Here is a 17,230-nt window from a genome sequence, read left to right on the forward strand (position 1 = left end):
AATTGACTTGCCTAAACAACAGATACTTTTAATCTAAATCATTGTCATGACGCGAGCTACTCTGAAATAATGTATATGAGTATTTTTCAATAGAATCTGAACGCAAGGCTGATAATACTCGCCTTGTTCTCTAAGCTTTAAACGTTGAGTTTATATTAAGTGTGGCAAATAGATTGACAAAACGTTCAAACAATATTGTGATAATTAGTCGCACCGCGCGCAGTAATTATGCCTATCACTTCCTGTGCTACATTCCTTGAATTTACTGCTATTTACATATATTTCATTGAGTTACTTTCCTTAATATGTGAGAAGTGGTACTTTGAAACCAATATTATTGAGTGTTTTTGTACATGACCAAGCGTTTTTATTTCTTTCTGTTGAGTCTCGTAACCTTTTCAGTTGATGCTGAAATTTTAAAATTAAAACAAGTATTACAAAATGGTTCACAAGGCATACAAGGGATATCTAATCCAAGAGATATCACCATTTCACCCAGTCTAAATAAGATTTTTTTGGTGAGTGGTGACGATGATGCGTTGACAATGTTGGATATAGATGAGCATTTTAACTTGTCCCACTCGCAAAGCTTTACGGACAAGCAATTTCCAAAATTAAGACTCAAAGGCGCATCGAGTGTACGCTTTTCAAAGGCACACCAAAGGGTTTATACCACGTCATTTTATAGTGGTGCCCTTACCTCATTTTCATATCAAAATGACGCGTTGCTCGCCCCAACATCCACGTTGTCAGATAATCTCGACCATAAAGTCGTATTCAATGATTTCAATTCGGTCAAATCACTAGACTCTCATGGGCTTCTTGGGGCTTGGAGTGCAGTCATTTCGCCCGACAATAAAACAATACTCACCTCCAGTTATATGAGTAACGCTGTTTCAGTATTTAAATTGGATGAACATGGAAATGCTTCATTTAAAGAAAAGTTACTGCCTAACCAGAATTGGGGGTATCCCACGTCAATAGCCCAAACATCAAAGGGGAATATGGTCTTTGTGGCTGGATTTGAAAGCAATCAAATCTTTGTTTTACGCAAAGTGAACGGTGACGCGTATGCACTTAATCAAACGCTCTCTCACCCAACGCTACAAAATCCGCAAAATATCTTTGTGTCACATTCTGGAAAATACATATTCGTTGCTGCTGCAAAAAGTAATTCACTCATTACCTTTAAACAGGACGAATATGGTCAGTACGCACATCACCAAAGTATTCAAAACCACCAGCTTCCTACCCAAGGGCTCAATGGTGCCTGTTGTATCGCAATGTCCCCAAAAGGACGCTTTTTGTTTGCAAGTGCAGAAGCAGATGCGGGCATTTTAATTTTTAACCACTCAAAAAAGACAGGCAAACTCTCATTGCTCTCCCACATACAGTCACTTGACGGTGTTGAAATAAACAACGTTTCTGTTTTGAAAACAACTGCAGATGGCAAGCATTTACTGGTTGGCACTGGAAAGCAGAATCAATTGCTCGTATTACAGGTTGTCCATTAAGCTATTTGTTGCTCGATTATTTGTCCAACCAATGGATCAGCAAGCGAGTCAACTGCGCATCTTGTTCTATGGGCAACATATGCCCACAGCCAGGAGCAACATGAACCTCGCAGGATGTCTGTTGTTCAATAGTGCTATCAAACCAATCCGTATTGATAAGTGAGTCATGTTCGCTGTACCAATATATCAAAGGTATTTTTAACGAAAGTAATGATGACTTTAAGCAATGACGTTCAGAAGTATGGGTATACACACTAATAAATTCATCAGGGCCCAGATCCTTATCCATTTCTTGAAGTAGTTCGATGTGAGCCTGTGTAACGTTACCAGGGTCTAACAGTAATTTAGCCTTGTGTGTACTTAACCCGCCATATCCAAAGTTTTTGACAAAAGCCAACATTTGGCTTCTTTGCTTTACTTCCGATACAGGCAATTTTGTAGGACTATTTGAAATAATAAATAGTCTTTTGACTTTATTTGGAAATAAAGTACTAAAATAAGCAGCGATATACCCGCCTAAAGAGAACCCCAACAGATTGATAGACTCTTCAGTTATCGAATCATTAAAATATTTACAAATTTCATTAAATGAGGCATCTCTTGGAATTGTTAAATGAATCAGTTCAATGTGTGTATTTATTTTGGCTTGTACCATATTCCAAAGTTTATGATTACACATCGTGCCAGCAATCACATAAACTCTTTTTAGATCCACTTTAAGCTCCCTATTAGAATACGTTTACTATATAGCCAAACCTATTTTATTGTGTTGAAGGTATTTTTACTCGAATCAAGACGATTTACCACCACATTGACATAACCTCTACCCAAAAGTACAACGGATATTAACAAAACATACAGACATAGGTCCGAAACAATCTGCGTGAAAATCTGGTCAAAGAAGCGGTGAATAAATAAAGAGATAATTGTGGCAGAAAACACCACATAAAGCGCCATCAATAAGTTTAGATCCAAAAGAGCATTGTTATCGCTTTCGTTAACCTGTGCTCGGATTAAACCCGCCCTACCGTATCTATGTATCCAATACTGGAAGTAGCAAACTGCGATTAATGAAAGGGAATATATGCCATAAGTGGGTTTACTGTCTGCCATAATACAAAAAGTCAGTATTGTGACAAAAGGCAGAACGCACGCAAATAGATGTGTTCTATTAACTCGGTTTAGAGACATAACCGATATATAGACAATGCACAAGGGGCCCAGCAACAGAAATGAAGACTGCATAAACGCAACAATATAATCAGGAACTGTAATAGATAGCAATCGCTCAGTTCGCTCTATCATTAGACCAATTGGGGCCAAGATAAGTACCCAATAAATCGTAAGCTCTAATCCAGCCTTTGCAGAGAGGTGCTGTTGGATAGTGACATAGGATGTCGTAATTAAAAAGATGACGACCATACCGAGTAGATAACACATGATAAGCAAATCAACTGTCAAAATACGCTCCTGCTGTTAAATAAGCTTGCTTGCACGCTGAGCTTCGAACGTCCACATAATGATGGATGTACCTAACCCATGTCAGCTAGCGTGTCATGGTAGTTGATACATCTCTCTACGTTTAATCCTTTTTAACAAATCTAACTCCCTTTTTAAAGCCATCCCTTCTGTACAAGGCAGTTCAATTTAGACTTAGATCAACAAAAGTGACAGAACGTAATTTTTTTGTTTCAATTTTCTCATCAATAGAGCGCTTTTTGATTTTTATCTGGGCCTTGATAAAGTCATCACATTTTAAAACCTCTTAAATTTAAACCCTTACTTTCTAAAAATACTGTAAACCAATATTAAACCACCTTTTGAGATGCATTATTTTAAAAATAAAAACCAGATACCACAAAGAGATAAAAACTTGAAATTATATCCATAACGATTGATAACCAAATTATTGAAATATAAAAACAAAAAACAACAGAATAATTTATTTTAAAATCTCAAAATCACACTTTGCAAATAAAAAAACAATTACGAAAAAAGCATTTTAATCGGGGGTTTACAGAATGAAATTTACTGGTTAGCTTGAATAAGAGTTAGCAAGCTGAGCATACGTTCACTTGCTTACAGCTTGAAATCAAGGTCGTTAATATAAATCAAATGGTATGAATAAAACTCGTACACTAACTCACATGTCAATATGAATTTATTCATTCCCTAAACGTATTAAAGACATGTGCTCAAGCGATAAACCGAGGGAACATCCCTTTCAAATTGTTATCAAAGGAGTTATCAATGAAACTTAAACTACTCGCAGTGCTTACAACGAGCTTACTGGCAACAACAGCATACGCTCAAGTAGTAGTGAATGACTTAGACGGTTATAACAGAACAACTGCTTATACAAACGGCGCAGTAGATCGTATCGTCACGGATTCATTTAACGCGCGTACGTTTAACGCTTGGGTTTACTTTAAAGAAGGGGGCTCAGAGTGCACAAGCGGTTACGTGTATGATGAAATTACTGGGCAGCAGTATGGTACCGTCAATATTGGTACAGCGGGGCCTGGGGCAAGTATGGTTGATACTGTTTATTTCAATGGTACATTTAGCGATGACCAATTAACACGTAACCGTGTATTAGCGCTAAATTGCCAAAACCTAGCGGGTGAACAGTACAAGGTCTATCATAAATTTTCTGGTTTACCGGCGATTACTTGGGATACAAGCTTGGTAGGTGTAGGTGAGTACAAAATGCCAGACTGTACTGGTGCCAGCGCGCATTGCGGAGGCCGCGGTTGGTATGAGCAAGTGCGTTATACGTCATCACTGCACATAAACAACAAGAATGACGATACCTTCTGCACATCAACAATCAATGAAGGGCTGACATCTCGTGTATTTAATGGATACGACAGTACGCCGCTCTTTCATACAAATCATTTTGCACTGGAAAATGAGGTATATAACTTTACTGGGCCTGCATTTAGAAAAACGGTGACCTGTCATAGTCCTGTCGGTCAAATTCAACGTACGCAAGTTTGGGTTATCTCTGGTGAAAATGACATAAATTTAGAAGTCGATTACACAGTTTATAAATAATATATCCGTCAATGAGCAGTAATTATGTGCTGCTCACATACTAAGAGTTTCTTTTGCCCAGTCACTCACAGTCTCTGTACTTTACTGACACTAAGGGGCTTTTAAAGTCACTAGTATCTAAAATAAGAGATTAAAAAAGGCACCATCATAGGTGCCTTCTTACATCAACCGATTTATTTCGTATAGCCTCGCGGCATATTCGAATCCGTTGTGTAACGTTCGCGCAATTTATCATGGCGAGACTCGGTTGTTACGGATTCACCATTAATCCAAACTTTGTCTACGCGCGTATTAAATTCAAAAGGATCTGCAGTCCAAAGTACGACGTCAGCTCGCTCGCCTTTGGCAATCTTACCACCCTCTATACCAAAAGCATCTGCGACATTCACGGTCATTGCTTTAAGCGCACCGTCATGTGACATGCCATTAGCGACTGCAATGCCTGCGTCAAAACGCATTTGATATACGTTGTGGCTGCCATCGCCCGCTACATTTAAGATAACCTTAACGCCTGCCTGCTCTAATTCACCGGCATTGCCAAGGTGTGCATGTAACGCGTCAAAACCCGAAGGTAAGTTTGACACAGCACTCACAATCACTGGGACTTCAGCTTTAGCCAACTGTTCTTTAACCAGCACAGCGTCATTTGCACCATATATAATCAGATTTAGGCCAAACTTTTCTTTGAGGGCGATCAGTTCAAGAAGTTGAGAAGCTCTCGATGCATATGCAACGACAGGCAGATCACCTTTAAGCACGTCGATCAACAACTTTTCTTCTGAAGTTGGATCTTTGTCTTTCTTCTTGTCTTTCTTTGATTTTAGCTTCTTCTCTTGCTCAGCAAGTTTTTTGGTAAAAGACTGCATTGCAGATGCGCGTGACGCATCTCCGCTCACGGCGCCTAAGTCAACGATTAACGCGGTTTTACGGTCAGTAACACTGCCAAACTCACCCGATAGATCAGCAACAAATGCTAACCCCATAAACACACCACTTTCACCCCAAGGTAAGGATGGTACGCTGATATTTTGTGTCACCCCACCCTTGCGAGCATATGGGATCAAACTTGAACGAGGGTTAAATGCAGTGCTTGGGTCGAATTCAATACCAGATTTATCGTAAGCATCCACAGAGCGTGACACGGCGCCAACCTCAACAAGGCCAAGGTGGTTCATTGAGCCAATTAAACCTGGCGTTAACACTTTGCCCTGGGCGTCTACTGTGACATCAGCATTAAATGATTTTGGATTAACCGCTTTGATCTTGCCGTCTTCAATTAACACCGTGGCATTTTCTAGCACGCCTTGTGCAGTTTGCGTGTGAACCGTTGCGTTAGTAATCGCTGTAATTTGAGCGAATGCCGCTGAGGAGCTTAGCAATGCACCAGTTAGTATCGATAATTTAAACTTGTTCATTGTCACTCTCCTAGCGCTGACCTAACATGAAATCACTAACAGCTTGGTATTTACTGTCATTACGGTCATACACCTTAGCACCATCAATAAATACTTTTTCAGCCTTAGAGTAAACGCTAAATGGACTCTGATCCCAAATAACCACATCAGCTTGCTTACCAGCTGAGATTGAGCCAGTTAGGTCTTCTACACCCAAAGACTTAGCTGCGTTATATGTGATCCACTTTATTGCGTGCTCTTCTTTGATGTCAAAACCCGCTTCGTTCGCAGAGTACATCACTTTGGCTGCTTCGTGATTCAGTCGTTGAATTGTTGTATCTGAATCAGAGTGGATCACCGCACAAGAGTTTTTAGCAGCATCGACGATTGCCACATTTTCTAGCGACATATCATACGCTTCCATTTTGAAGCCCCACCAATCCGGCCATAGTGCAGCACAGTTACCATTCTCTCCTAACAGATCGGCTATTTTATACGCCTCAACACCGTGGTGGAATGTACCCGCATGATAGCCAAACTCTTTAGAAAGGTCGATCATCATCGCCATTTCTTCAGCTTTGTAGCAATGGTTGTGAATTAGGATTTCTCCATCCAGCACACCGCGCAACGTATCAAGCTTAATGTCACGGTGTGGTGCATCAGGATTTAAACCAGCCGCATATTCTGCTTCATATTGCTCCCATGCACGCTTGTACTCACCCGCTTCAATCCAAGCTTCACGGTAACCAGCCATGTTACCCATACGGGTTTTTGGTGCAACACCTTGCCCACCATAGACGCGTTTCGGGTTCTCACCACACGCCATTTTCAGACCATAAGGCGCATCTGGAAACTTCATCCCCTGCATCGTTTCGGAAGGCACATTTTTTAACGTCACAGCACGGCCACCAAATAAGTTGGCTGAACCTGGTAGGATTTGAAGTGATGTGATCCCGCCTTCACGGGCACGGTTAAAGCCAGGGTCTTGTGGCCAAACAGAATGTTCTACCCATACTTGAGCGGTGTTCGGGTTGATCATTTCGTTACCATCTTGGTGCGACTCTACTCCAGGGCTTGGGTACGCACCCAAATGTGAGTGATTGTCGATGATACCTGGGGTGACCCACTTTCCTGCTGCATCGATTGTCGTATCGGCCGAAACAGTCAGATCTTTGCCAACCTGGCTAATCTTGCCATCGACAATATAGACATCAGCGTCATTGATCCTTTCGCCGGTACCAGTCAGCACAGTTGCGTTAGTAATTAATGTACTTGAAGAAGAGTGAGGCTTGTAAGTACTTGGATATGGGTTTTTCTCGATTGTGACTTTATCTTTCTGAGGGCCAGTATCTTGCTGACATCCAAAAAGAGCGGTGCTTAGAGCAAGCACGATCACAGAGGGCTTAAATATTTTCATTTTTCTCTCTCTGTAGTTTTTATGTGATTAATACTAAATTTCACATATGTGACTGTAGCTAAAATTCATCAAAATTTCGATATAAAAACCTCAAAATGCAATAAATCATGGTGAATGACTTAAAATTCTCAACCTTGTTCAAGAAAAGAACACCCCGAGTATGCTTGAAGACTAAATTTTGAACACACTTTCACATACTCTGACACACTTTTGAAATAGGTTTTAATGAAAAACTGAAAAGATGGTAAAACCATTAAAATATAACGTTGATTAAATGATAATCAAATTAGTGTTGAAATTTATTTTTGCCTATTCGTCATATTTATTCCTGTAATTTAATATAATAATTAAGCACTTAAAAGCAGTAGTAACCTAATACACAAATACTTACATTCGCACAATTTTCAATTACAGCATTTTTCCCACAAAGCGCCAATACTGAGGGGGAGTCGCACAAAACACCCAGATTTGGAGAACTAAAATGAAAGCATTATTGACCACAGTTGCACTAGTTGGACTTGTATCTACCGCGCATCAAGCGCAAGCACTCGAGTTTATTGCCGCCGATGACAGTATGGCGACAAAATTGTGTTTAGCCTTTGCGTCAAACCGACCACATGTCATGTTGGAAGAATTACGAGGCAATCATGCGTTGAAAAAGAACATCGCGAATAAATTGCACTGCAACGATATGGACCTAGAAGAGTTTGCAGAAGCTTACAGCCTCACTCGCAACGCAAAGTTTATGAACATTGAGCTAGATACCAAAACATCTATCAAGGATTTGACTACGCAAAACACGCCTGCAACCGTTGTTTTATCGGGCTCTAAGTAATGCGCGTTATTTTACATGCAAAATCAAAGTGCGCATTATTTTAACTGACAATGCGCACTTACCTATTATAGAAAACTTGCAACCACGCCAAACAAACCGCCAAATACGCCGCCCCACACTACTAGCCAGCCTAGGTGCGTATGGATCATATTCTGGACGATATTTTTCACCATCACGGGCGTCAATTCATTTAACCTTTCATCCACGGCATGTTCTATGGCACCTCTAATCGAGTCTAGTGATTGACCATTCGTCAGCACACCTGACACCTGCTCTTTAAATTCAGGCTCTTCACTGATCTCTCGAAGCGCTTCTTTCATTTTTTCAGTAAATGTATCGCGCATAGGCTCGATGGCTTCTTTACCGCCTACCATTGCTAACATCGCGCCGAATTGCGAGCCCTCAATCACTTGCACCAACTTATTGAACGCGATTGATAAATCGGCCTGTTCAATTACTGGATTCAAATCGATGTCAATCTGATTTTTAGTAGCGAAACTTTGCAGCTTATCTTGGTTGAAAAATTCGTCTAAGATCAACTCTTTGATAGCTACTTTAAATTCTTTAAACTTAATGGTTATTACACCAGAGCCATATAATCCCGGCACTTTCTCAAACAACATATGCACCGCCAGCCAATTTGTTACCGCGCCTGAAAGCGCGAACATGCCCATTGTTAATACCAAGTCGCTTCCACTCAACCAGCCAAGCGCCACTAAAGCAGCGGCCAATAAATTTGTTACTACACTTTTATTCAATGTGGTTATTCCAGTACGTTACAAAAACTGTTGCTATTCTATTAGATTTAAAATTGCACTCAAGTATTTGTGTTATAGCCAAAATCGTCCATAGTTAGGAGTAAGCGCTTTGGCACAGTGGGCAGACTATGTGGAACCTTGTAAATCAATACATCAGTGATGCAATTCATGACCATTTTGAATTTACTAAAAAAACCCAACTGCCCTGCAATTCAAAATCCAAAACATTCAAAATTGAAAACGACAAACATAGTTTCCTTGTCAAAGTAGACCATGTTTGCGCACTTGAGCGGTATGAGTGCGAAGCCCAAAATCATACGCTATTGATCAGAGACAGTGATTTTTTAGTCGCCGATCCAATTACAATAGGCTCAAGCCTCGAGTACTGTTTTATTGTATTTGAATGGTTGCACACGCAACCGGACCAGGAAAACTGGTACGATTGTGGTAGGACCCTTGCTAGAATGCATGCGCGCCATGAGCAAGAAATGTTTGGTCTTGAGCAAGAAAACTATTTACTCGGACTTGCGCAGCCGAATCAATGGCACAAGAAGTGGTCTGTATTTTTCGCCGAGGAGAGAATTGCTTGGCAATTGCAGCTTCTTCAGGAAAAGAACATCACCTTAGTCGATATCGATCTATTCGTAGAACAACTTAAACCGCTTATTAGTCACTCACTTCAGCCCTCTCTGCTTCATGGATATTTTTGGCGCGGTAACATTGCTTTTGCCAATAAAAAGCCCTGTGTTTACTCTCCGGCTTGCTACTACGGAGACAGAGAAGTAGACATTGCAAATAGCGAGCTATTTGCGGCCCTGCCCGAAGCCTTTTATACGGGGTACGAAGATACCTACCCGTTGGAGTCCAGCTACCAGCAACGCAAGTCTATTTATCAACTTTATACATTACTATGCCATGCAAACCTCTTTGCCGGAGATTATATTTTGCAGTCACAAAAGCAAATAGAGGCGCTTTTAAAATAGCTGTCACGCTGCGGTAATAGTTGCAATTAATGCTATAATAGAGAAAGGAATGACAGAGCGGTTGTTGGAGTAAAACCATGAAACAGCTGTATCACCAACGTATTAGCTGCCCTCACTGTGGCCATCATATCTTTATTGATTTAGACACAAGTGAAGGCGATCAAGATTATTATGAAGATTGTGCAGCGTGCTGTAATCCGATTCACCTCAACATGCATATTGATGAAGCTATCAATAAATTGGAGTTGAGGATCGACAGCGACGATGAGCAGATCTTTTAGTCGATACGATTTAACGTATTTTTTCTCAAATAGTGTTCAACTGTGTTCACGATTGTGTAAGTTTGTTGGTCGACTTCAATGTTGAGCTTATCGCCTTTTGATGCTCGACCTATATTAGTAATAGACAGTGTTTCCGGAATTAAATGAAGCCAAAACCCGTCTTCATCCATTTGTCCTACAGTCAAACTCGCCCCATTAACAGCAATGAACCCCTTGTAGAACACATATTTTGACCAGTCTTGTGACAGCAATAATTTAATTTTGACATTGTCGGCAGAACGAACCACTTGATCAATCGTTGCCATGTCATGGATGTGTCCAGAAACAATATGACCGCCAAGTTCAGTGCCGAAAGTAACTGACCGTTCAAAATTTACCTTGTCACCGCATGTCAGTGTCCCCAAATTTGTTAGTTGAAGGGATTCATCAATGACGTCAAAGCTGACTTGACCCACCACATCTGAGCGACTCGTTTCAAATTGAACGACGGTCAAACAACAACCATTTACCGCGATACTTGCGCCAATCGTTAATTGCTGCAAGTATTCATTACCTACAGACAAAACCAAGCGCATTACGCCATCATTTAAAATAGCACTAACCACAGATGCTTGAGTTTGAACAATTCCAGTAAACATGTTTTTTCCGAGAGTAAAATTATGTCTCTAGTTTACCCTAACCACCCTTTGCCTGAAACAATATGAAACAAGTTATTTCATAGATAAAAAGCAAAAACTTCAATAGAATACATTTTTCAAGAATTACTGAGTTTTTTTATGAAGTTCGAACTTTGGGAAGCCAAAAGGCTTGTGCGTCTGGCAACGCCAGTTTTCCTTGCGCAAGTAACATTGGTACTGATGTCCGTTGTCGATACGATGATGGCAGGACAAGTAAGCCCAAGTGACTTAGCCGCTTTATCAATCGCCACAGGTGTGATGAATCCGCTCATGTTTTCGTTACAGTCTATTCTATTAGCCATAACCAGCCTTGTCGCACATAGTCATGGCGCCAAAGACAAAAACAGTATCAAGCGCTTTTTTCAACAAGGCTTATATTTAGCGGTTGCACTGTCCAGTTTAGGGTTTGTGGCAAGCTATTTTACGCCTAGTTTGTTTGCCAGTATCGGGACCGAGCCTCATATTGCGCAACTCGCGCAAGATTATATTGATTACGTAAAGTATGGACTCGTGGCGTTTTTGGTCTTCTCGGTATACAGAAATGTGACAGAAGGCATGGGAAATACCAAGGTTGCTTTTTACATTGGTATTTTAGGCCTATGTATTAACGTGATTGCAAATTATATATTTATCTACGGTAAATTGGGTATGCCTGCACTTGGTGGCGCAGGATGTGGTGTCGCTACCAGTATTGTGATTTGGACCATGGCTATCACCCAAATTTGTTATAGCCTTAAAAGCAAAACGATCAACGGAAAGTGGTTAATAAGTAAATTTATGAGGCCACACAAAGAGACGTTACTACAGATTTTTAAGTTAGGGCTGCCTATCTCCTTTGCAACCTTTTTCGAAGTGACTCTGTTTGCCTGTATTCCTCTGTTTATCGCAGACTTAGGTGCTGTAGCAGTGTCTGGACACCAAGTTGCCGCCAGTGTCACGATGATTCTGTTCATGCTACCTCTCAGCTTATCTATGGCGATAGGGATCAGAATTGGTAACATTAGCGGCCAGAATGATGTACAAAAATTAGTTAACAGCACGTTCACGAGCTTCATGTTGGCCATTGTGATTGCCGCCTTTGTTGCACTGGCCACCTACATTGTGCGTGATGACATAAGCTGGTTATATACTCAAGAGAAAGAAGTTGCCCTACTCGCGTCAAGCATTATTGTTCTGGCCTGTGTTTATCAATTGCCTGACGCACTTCAAGTCGCAGCTAACGGCGTATTAAGAGGTTTAAGGTACACAAAGCCCATTACCGGTGTGACATTTTTCTCTTACTGGATAATCGGCTTCACGTTGGGATACGTATTAGCTAAGACAGATCTCATTGTGCCAGCAATGGGCCCCACCGGTTTTTGGGTGGGTATTATTGTGGGTTTGTCTGTTGCCGCTGTTTTACTTATTTACTTCGTCAGGAGGAAGCTCATTGAAATGCAAACTGCTCGTAGCGCTTAGCATTTTATTACTTGGGTGCTCGCCAGCACCCAGTGACGTAAATCAAGAGTACAACGAACGACTCGCCAACGTCTTGAATGCTAGCCCCCCCAGTACTGCTAAGCCGACGGCAAGTAAATTGGCCGTGTCTACCTTACCCGTATCAAAATTCTCAATTTCCGTCATCGATTTAGCAAAGTTAGGACACTGTCGTGTCGCTACCCATATCGCCAGCCATAATAATCAACTTGGAAAGCTCGCAAAGCCAAGCGAAATATTTAAATATAATGTCAACTTTATTCGATATGCCCAAGCATGTATCGAGCATAGAGACACCGAAAACGAGGTACGGCTAACTCTAATAAAGGCGAGCGCCCAAAAGCAAAAAGATCTGCCTGCAATACTCGCACACGTATTTACCAACGAAAAAGAACTCTCGCAGTTTTTCTCTTTAACATTCGAGGAGGTGACTTATGAAGTAAGTGATGGAGAAATTAGTGCGCAAGAGGCGCTTTCTACACTTGCTAAACTCACCAATAACCTTGGCAAACCAACACACATTCAAGAAAATAACCTTACTGCTGCACTCGAAAAGCTCAACAACAACCGTTACATTCAGTCTTTACTGAGTAGTACCAAAAAACAAATAGCATGGAATTTAAACGGCACGCGTTGGTTAAACGAATTCTCATTAACGCGCACCATTTGCCCAGATGGGAAAAACAAAAAGAAAGCCAAGGTGCTTAACAACGTGTTTCAAAAGTACTACATACAAAACATACAAGCTTACCAATCAAAGTTAGCGCTACGTCTGCACACGATAGAGCCCTACTTCGAGTCATTTTCTCATAAGTTTGGTGCTCATATTTATCCAAATCCAATCACCCCTCTGCTTAATGAGCTGAAGCTATCTGCAAAACAGCATGTATTTTGGTGGCAAACCTTTTATAAAGTGTGCAAAGTAACGCCATTGTGATCAAAAAAAACTCAGACAAACAAAAATTTAGCAAAGATACTTGATCATAAGTTCAGAGCACTATATATTAGCCGCCGTTGCACAGAAACACTGTGTGCTAGTACGACCGTAGCTCAGTTGGTTAGAGCACCACCTTGACATGGTGGGGGTCGGTGGTTCGAATCCACTCGGTCGTACCAACTTAACAAAATCAGGTTACAGATATAATACGACCGTAGCTCAGTTGGTTAGAGCACTACCTTGACATGGTAGGGGTCGGTGGTTCGAATCCACTCGGTCGTACCAACTTGATGTTGTTAAATCAAAAGTGATAATACGACCGTAGCTCAGTTGGTTAGAGCACCACCTTGACATGGTGGGGGTCGGTGGTTCGAATCCACTCGGTCGTACCAAAACGCTTCAATAAATTGTACAACCGTAGCTCAGTTGGTTAGAGCACTACCTTGACATGGTAGGGGTCGGTGGTTCGAATCCACTCGGTTGTACCAATTCTTCTGCTTCTATTTTTTTACCAAAAAATCCTAAATAGCCTTTAAAGTCTCAGAGCTGTCAAAAGCGTCTGACAGCCCAGAGTATATTTTAATTACTTGGTCTAATGTAAGGCGTGCCTGATTCTATGCAAACCACAGACATCTTCCCGGATTTAAGAAACACAGTAGACCCATTCACGTGCGCACTATTGTGACCATATTGGGTATCTGGGTCTGCGGCATTTGGGCTCGAAGTCCAATAAAACGCCTTATGCCAACCACATGTTTCTGCGGAGGAGTCATTGACTTGCGATACTTCCTCAAATTCAGCTGAGCTTGGTAAGCGCAATCCTTGCATCGAACAGTATACTTGAGCTTCACTGAAATTCATTTCATCGTTAGCAACCGCAGAAAACTTGGGGCAGTCATGCCCAACTTCAGTTTCCCCCTCTACAAAAGCCATTCTATGAAGCCCACTTTTCGTGTTAAATATATCTTTTCTATCTGGCCCATTTTCAATCTTCAAGCTTGACTCTACCGTTATCTTGTCAATGATGTCTGTGTCTCCACTTGGGATCTCAAACACAAGCCTTAAGTCTTCGATCAAGTCTTTGTGATTGCGCTCAAACGTTTTATAGTAATCGTCGCTCCCCTTTATTGCTACATGAATCGACGCGATGATCTCTGCTAGCTCTTGTGAACGCCTATATACGTTAATTTCATCAATTTTTGCTATGTCGTCAGGCGTTGTCAACGCAACCTCAAGCTGATATGTGCTCTTTGATGTCGCTTCTAGGCTCATACCATCAGCAACCAATGTACTGTTATTTTGCTTAAATGTAGTTGCGAATTGCCATCCAAGCTGTCTGAATGAAAAAATTACATCATGACTCTTATTACCCCCTTTTAAACTATGACTGAAGGGACCGTTCATAGTGTAAGCTTCACCCGAGTATATAGACACTTCAGCTGAAGCGAATGCATTGTCAACGTCTAGATACAGCCATTCAATGAGATAATTAGACACGTCATCTGAGTTTGTACAAATTGCATACTCAATGGTACCCGGGTTAGACTGAATAACTTCTTCAAACTGAAGAAAAAGCGGCTGAAGTAACACATCCTTTATAAATCCTTTAACGAGAAATTTAACTGTTTCTCCCGGCCCTTCGGTGACAAATTTGTGCGTAGTTATAAACACATTAATCGATTCGCTCAACTCCGCTTTCATCTCAGAGTTCAGTATCCGAAATACATCACTTAGTACGACAATAGGAAGTGATGGATACTCATCTTTACATCTGCTAAGTACCCCACTAACCAGTTCGTCACGCACTTTATCAACGACGGACTCTTTGTTGCCGATATGAGTCATATCTAAAACTTCTGAAGAATAGTAACGATTGTCATTGTCATGGATTAAGTCAAACCTGAAGGTCAGCGGACCAATATATTGCTTGGCAAAGTCAGAGCTACTTCCTGGAAGCAGCGTAAGCTCACCGAAGACGTCAGCGACTAAATAAGGTTCCACACCATTGCTTCCGATATAATCAGATATGAAAGTATTCATTGAAAACCTTTTATCAAGATCAACTGTTCGCGCACGACTCATACCCAGACGTGATTTATGCATATCATTCAATATGTAAGGTTCATACTTTTCAAATAACGCGTCAAAGCCTTCTATAGGCGCATGATCTAATCTCCAATTTACCCCTTCCGCTGGGATTTCTAGAGCCATAAAATCACGGTGAAACCTTAACTTTACGCCGTTACTGGAAAGCACAAGGTGATCTTTTCTTGCGACTATATCCATTGCCATGTCGCTGTCTAAGCTTTTTACTGTCACTTTATTTGGGTCTTGATAAAGCGTTACAGCGTAGTCGTCTATTTCGACAATTCCTAAAATAAATTGCGCCATATCAGGTACTAGTGTTACTTTACCTTGTCTGCTATTGAGTCTGTCAACTGGTGGCGATACAGTTGTATCACTCCCGCTTTTTTTGTCCGTTCTTTCTTTATTATTCCCTGCTCCACCACAACCAAAAACAAAAAAACTCAAAATAGTGATAAAAAGTATCTTTTGAATCGCCACTTATATTTTCCTTTATTTAGTCCATAATTATGTTCTGCCAATTCTATCATATGGGTACAGCCTGTATATTGATTAAAGAGTCACCTGAGGTTTAGCTAATATAAAGTCTTGATGTAACCTTTGAGGTGTTTTGAAATAGGCTAAATATCAATTGAAAATTGCGCCAAATCAGGTGTTGATAGTTAATGTATAATTTAGGGCCGTAACCATGTGTAATACACTTTTGCATTAATCACGTTAACATTGGAATGAAAGTGAACACACTTAGGAGAGTGAATATCATGACCGCACCTACTCAACATATTGAAAGCAATGACAGTATAATTACGAACTTTATTGCAACAGTTGACCGAAACAAACTCGCCCACTTCGTTACCATGACAAAAGACAACGGCGCTCTGTCTCGTGACGATGCCCAAAATAATATGAGGGATATGAACACCCTATTGTCAACGGCTGCCGGAACTGCACTGGCTAAGTTTCTAGAATCAGGTGATACGAAATACTTAGAGGCACTCACCAATTTAAACGAGCATGCTCAGCGTTCACTGAAGCATTTTATTAGCCTATATCACTCTGTTAATGAGGCAGAATAATTTGCTATGACTGTCATTGACTAAGAAGGTACAAGACCACAAATTCATTTACCTTGTTAGTCAATATTCAAAATATCGTCTATATATACTCAATTTGATAGGGTTGAACATCCATTTTATTCCACGTATATATTAATACAATAAACCAGATACAAAACACCATGCACCTTAACACCCTAAGTCATAATATATTTACAATAAATGCCTTTTTAACTGAACAAACATGCCACAAGTTCATATTGCAAGCCGAGCAATCTGGTTTTCAACTTGCAGACGTCGATTTGGGTGATCAACGCACTGTCATAAATTCTATCAGGAACAATGAACGGGTTGACTGGTTCTCAGAAAGTCTGGCTAAAGATTGGTGGCGGAAACTTGCACCGATGGGTCTCCCTGAACTTGAACAGAAACGGGCAATCAGCCTCTCTCCTCGATTTAGGTTTTATCGCTATAGCGAAGGCCAGAAATTTAACATGCACAAAGATGGCCGCCAACGCGTTGATGGACAATCAACCATGATGACCTTGCTCGTTTATTTGAACGATAATTATGACGGAGGCAGTACAAACTTTAGGCAAGATAACTTAGCAGTTTATCCGAAGACAGGCACGGCGCTTTTATTTGAACATCAGCTCTGGCACCAAGGAACCAGAGTCAAGGCGGGGTTTAAATACATTCTCCGCACGGATGTAATTTATCAAAATAAAGTCAACGCTGAAAGTTGACTCTACTTCAAAAGG

16 protein-coding genes and 4 tRNA genes are annotated in these 17,230 nt (G+C 40.9%); 13 read left to right on the forward strand and 7 right to left on the reverse strand.

All coding sequences use genetic code 11. The features are described 5' to 3' along the window. Positions 1–353: 353 nt before the first annotated feature. Positions 354–1,514, forward strand: a complete 1,161-nt coding sequence (locus tag L1286_RS18710) for a lactonase family protein (protein WP_235408547.1) — start codon at positions 354–356, stop codon at positions 1,512–1,514. Positions 1,515–1,530: 16 nt separating this feature from the next. On the opposite strand, the gene L1286_RS18715 is transcribed toward L1286_RS18710, so the two are convergent. Together L1286_RS18715 and L1286_RS18720 are read right to left on the reverse strand one after the other, a co-directional pair. Then, entirely contained in the window at positions 1,531–2,229 is a 699-nt protein-coding gene (locus L1286_RS18715; protein ID WP_235408548.1) for an alpha/beta fold hydrolase, read from the reverse strand. A 41-nt stretch (positions 2,230–2,270) separates the two neighbouring features. Continuing rightward, positions 2,271–2,975: a hypothetical protein gene (locus tag L1286_RS18720; RefSeq protein ID WP_235408549.1), complete on the reverse strand. Its 705-nt coding sequence runs from the start codon at positions 2,973–2,975 to the stop codon at positions 2,271–2,273. Positions 2,976–3,764: 789 nt separating this feature from the next. Here L1286_RS18720 and L1286_RS18725 point away from each other — a divergent pair. Further along, complete coding sequence (locus L1286_RS18725) at positions 3,765–4,571, forward strand: hypothetical protein (RefSeq protein WP_235408550.1); 807 nt, start codon at positions 3,765–3,767, stop codon at positions 4,569–4,571. 173 nt (positions 4,572–4,744) lie between these two features. On the opposite strand, the gene L1286_RS18730 is transcribed toward L1286_RS18725, so the two are convergent. Both L1286_RS18730 and L1286_RS18735 read right to left on the reverse strand, forming a co-directional pair. Next, on the reverse strand, positions 4,745–5,986 hold the full coding sequence (locus L1286_RS18730) for an amidohydrolase family protein (RefSeq protein ID WP_235408551.1): 1,242 nt from the start codon (positions 5,984–5,986) through the stop codon (positions 4,745–4,747). A gap of 10 nt (positions 5,987–5,996) precedes the next feature. Then, the gene (locus L1286_RS18735) at positions 5,997–7,382 is read right to left on the reverse strand and encodes an amidohydrolase (protein WP_235408552.1); all 1,386 of its coding nucleotides are present in this window, start codon (positions 7,380–7,382) and stop codon (positions 5,997–5,999) included. 481 nt (positions 7,383–7,863) lie between these two features. On the opposite strand from L1286_RS18735, the gene L1286_RS18740 reads away from it, so the two are divergent. After that, positions 7,864–8,217, forward strand: coding sequence for a DUF3718 domain-containing protein (locus L1286_RS18740; protein ID WP_235408553.1), 354 nt, complete (start codon positions 7,864–7,866; stop codon positions 8,215–8,217). 65 nt (positions 8,218–8,282) lie between these two features. Here the strand turns inward: L1286_RS18740 and L1286_RS18745 are convergent, their stop codons facing one another. Then, entirely contained in the window at positions 8,283–8,975 is a 693-nt protein-coding gene (locus L1286_RS18745; RefSeq protein WP_235408554.1) for a DUF445 domain-containing protein, read from the reverse strand. 128 nt (positions 8,976–9,103) lie between these two features. Between L1286_RS18745 and L1286_RS18750 the strand changes: the two genes are divergently transcribed. Then, positions 9,104–9,958, forward strand: a complete 855-nt coding sequence (locus L1286_RS18750; RefSeq protein WP_235408555.1) for a fructosamine kinase family protein — start codon at positions 9,104–9,106, stop codon at positions 9,956–9,958. 77 nt (positions 9,959–10,035) lie between these two features. After that, positions 10,036–10,239, forward strand: a complete 204-nt coding sequence (locus tag L1286_RS18755) for a CPXCG motif-containing cysteine-rich protein (RefSeq protein WP_235408556.1) — start codon at positions 10,036–10,038, stop codon at positions 10,237–10,239. Here L1286_RS18755 and L1286_RS18760 read toward each other — a convergent pair. Continuing rightward, a complete protein-coding gene (locus tag L1286_RS18760) occupies positions 10,236–10,877 on the reverse strand; it encodes a riboflavin synthase subunit alpha (protein WP_235408557.1) in 642 nt (213 codons plus the stop codon). The two genes, L1286_RS18755 and L1286_RS18760, sit on opposite strands and share 4 nt — an antisense overlap. Before the next feature lie 138 nt (positions 10,878–11,015). On the opposite strand from L1286_RS18760, the gene L1286_RS18765 reads away from it, so the two are divergent. From L1286_RS18765 to L1286_RS18790, 6 genes are all read left to right on the forward strand, one after another. Next, positions 11,016–12,374 carry an MATE family efflux transporter gene (locus L1286_RS18765; protein ID WP_235408558.1) on the forward strand — a complete coding sequence of 453 codons (1,359 nt, stop codon included), beginning with the start codon at positions 11,016–11,018 and terminating at the stop codon, positions 12,372–12,374. Then, the gene (locus L1286_RS18770) at positions 12,346–13,329 is read left to right on the forward strand and encodes a DUF3080 family protein (RefSeq protein ID WP_235408559.1); all 984 of its coding nucleotides are present in this window, start codon (positions 12,346–12,348) and stop codon (positions 13,327–13,329) included. Before L1286_RS18765 ends, L1286_RS18770 begins: the two co-directional genes overlap by 29 nt. A 102-nt stretch (positions 13,330–13,431) precedes the next feature. After that, positions 13,432–13,508, forward strand: a tRNA-Val gene (locus L1286_RS18775). A 29-nt stretch (positions 13,509–13,537) separates the two neighbouring features. Then, positions 13,538–13,614, forward strand: a tRNA-Val gene (locus tag L1286_RS18780). 30 nt (positions 13,615–13,644) lie between these two features. Continuing rightward, positions 13,645–13,721 (forward strand) — tRNA-Val (locus tag L1286_RS18785). Between the two features lie 19 nt (positions 13,722–13,740). Continuing rightward, positions 13,741–13,817: transfer RNA gene (locus tag L1286_RS18790), tRNA-Val, on the forward strand. A 91-nt stretch (positions 13,818–13,908) separates the two neighbouring features. On the opposite strand, the gene L1286_RS18795 is transcribed toward L1286_RS18790, so the two are convergent. Then, positions 13,909–15,894, reverse strand: a complete 1,986-nt coding sequence (locus tag L1286_RS18795; protein ID WP_235408560.1) for a hypothetical protein — start codon at positions 15,892–15,894, stop codon at positions 13,909–13,911. 281 nt (positions 15,895–16,175) lie between these two features. On the opposite strand from L1286_RS18795, the gene L1286_RS18800 reads away from it, so the two are divergent. Continuing rightward, the gene (locus tag L1286_RS18800; RefSeq protein ID WP_235408561.1) at positions 16,176–16,490 is read left to right on the forward strand and encodes a hypothetical protein; all 315 of its coding nucleotides are present in this window, start codon (positions 16,176–16,178) and stop codon (positions 16,488–16,490) included. Positions 16,491–16,651: 161 nt separating this feature from the next. Then, positions 16,652–17,215 carry a 2OG-Fe(II) oxygenase gene (locus L1286_RS18805; protein ID WP_235408562.1) on the forward strand — a complete coding sequence of 188 codons (564 nt, stop codon included), beginning with the start codon at positions 16,652–16,654 and terminating at the stop codon, positions 17,213–17,215. Positions 17,216–17,230 lie beyond the last annotated feature (15 nt).

The organism is Pseudoalteromonas sp. SMS1, from assembly GCF_021530565.1.
GTDB lineage: Bacteria > Pseudomonadota > Gammaproteobacteria > Enterobacterales > Alteromonadaceae > Pseudoalteromonas.

Bases quoted from the DNA above. Each gene is read 5' to 3' on its own strand.
- L1286_RS18710 (WP_235408547.1), top strand. From the start codon at position 354: ATGACCAAGCGTTTTTATTTCTTTCTGTTGAGTCTCGTAACCTTTTCA.
- L1286_RS18725 (WP_235408550.1), top strand. From the start codon at position 3,765: ATGAAACTTAAACTACTCGCAGTGCTTACAACGAGCTTACTGGCAACA.
- L1286_RS18730 (WP_235408551.1), bottom strand. From the start codon at position 5,986: ATGAACAAGTTTAAATTATCGATACTAACTGGTGCATTGCTAAGCTCC.
- L1286_RS18735 (WP_235408552.1), bottom strand. From the start codon at position 7,382: ATGAAAATATTTAAGCCCTCTGTGATCGTGCTTGCTCTAAGCACCGCT.
- L1286_RS18740 (WP_235408553.1), top strand. From the start codon at position 7,864: ATGAAAGCATTATTGACCACAGTTGCACTAGTTGGACTTGTATCTACC.
- L1286_RS18750 (WP_235408555.1), top strand. From the start codon at position 9,104: ATGTGGAACCTTGTAAATCAATACATCAGTGATGCAATTCATGACCAT.
- L1286_RS18755 (WP_235408556.1), top strand. From the start codon at position 10,036: ATGAAACAGCTGTATCACCAACGTATTAGCTGCCCTCACTGTGGCCAT.
- L1286_RS18760 (WP_235408557.1), bottom strand. From the start codon at position 10,877: ATGTTTACTGGAATTGTTCAAACTCAAGCATCTGTGGTTAGTGCTATT.
- L1286_RS18765 (WP_235408558.1), top strand. From the start codon at position 11,016: ATGAAGTTCGAACTTTGGGAAGCCAAAAGGCTTGTGCGTCTGGCAACG.
- L1286_RS18800 (WP_235408561.1), top strand. From the start codon at position 16,176: ATGACCGCACCTACTCAACATATTGAAAGCAATGACAGTATAATTACG.
- L1286_RS18805 (WP_235408562.1), top strand. From the start codon at position 16,652: ATGCACCTTAACACCCTAAGTCATAATATATTTACAATAAATGCCTTT.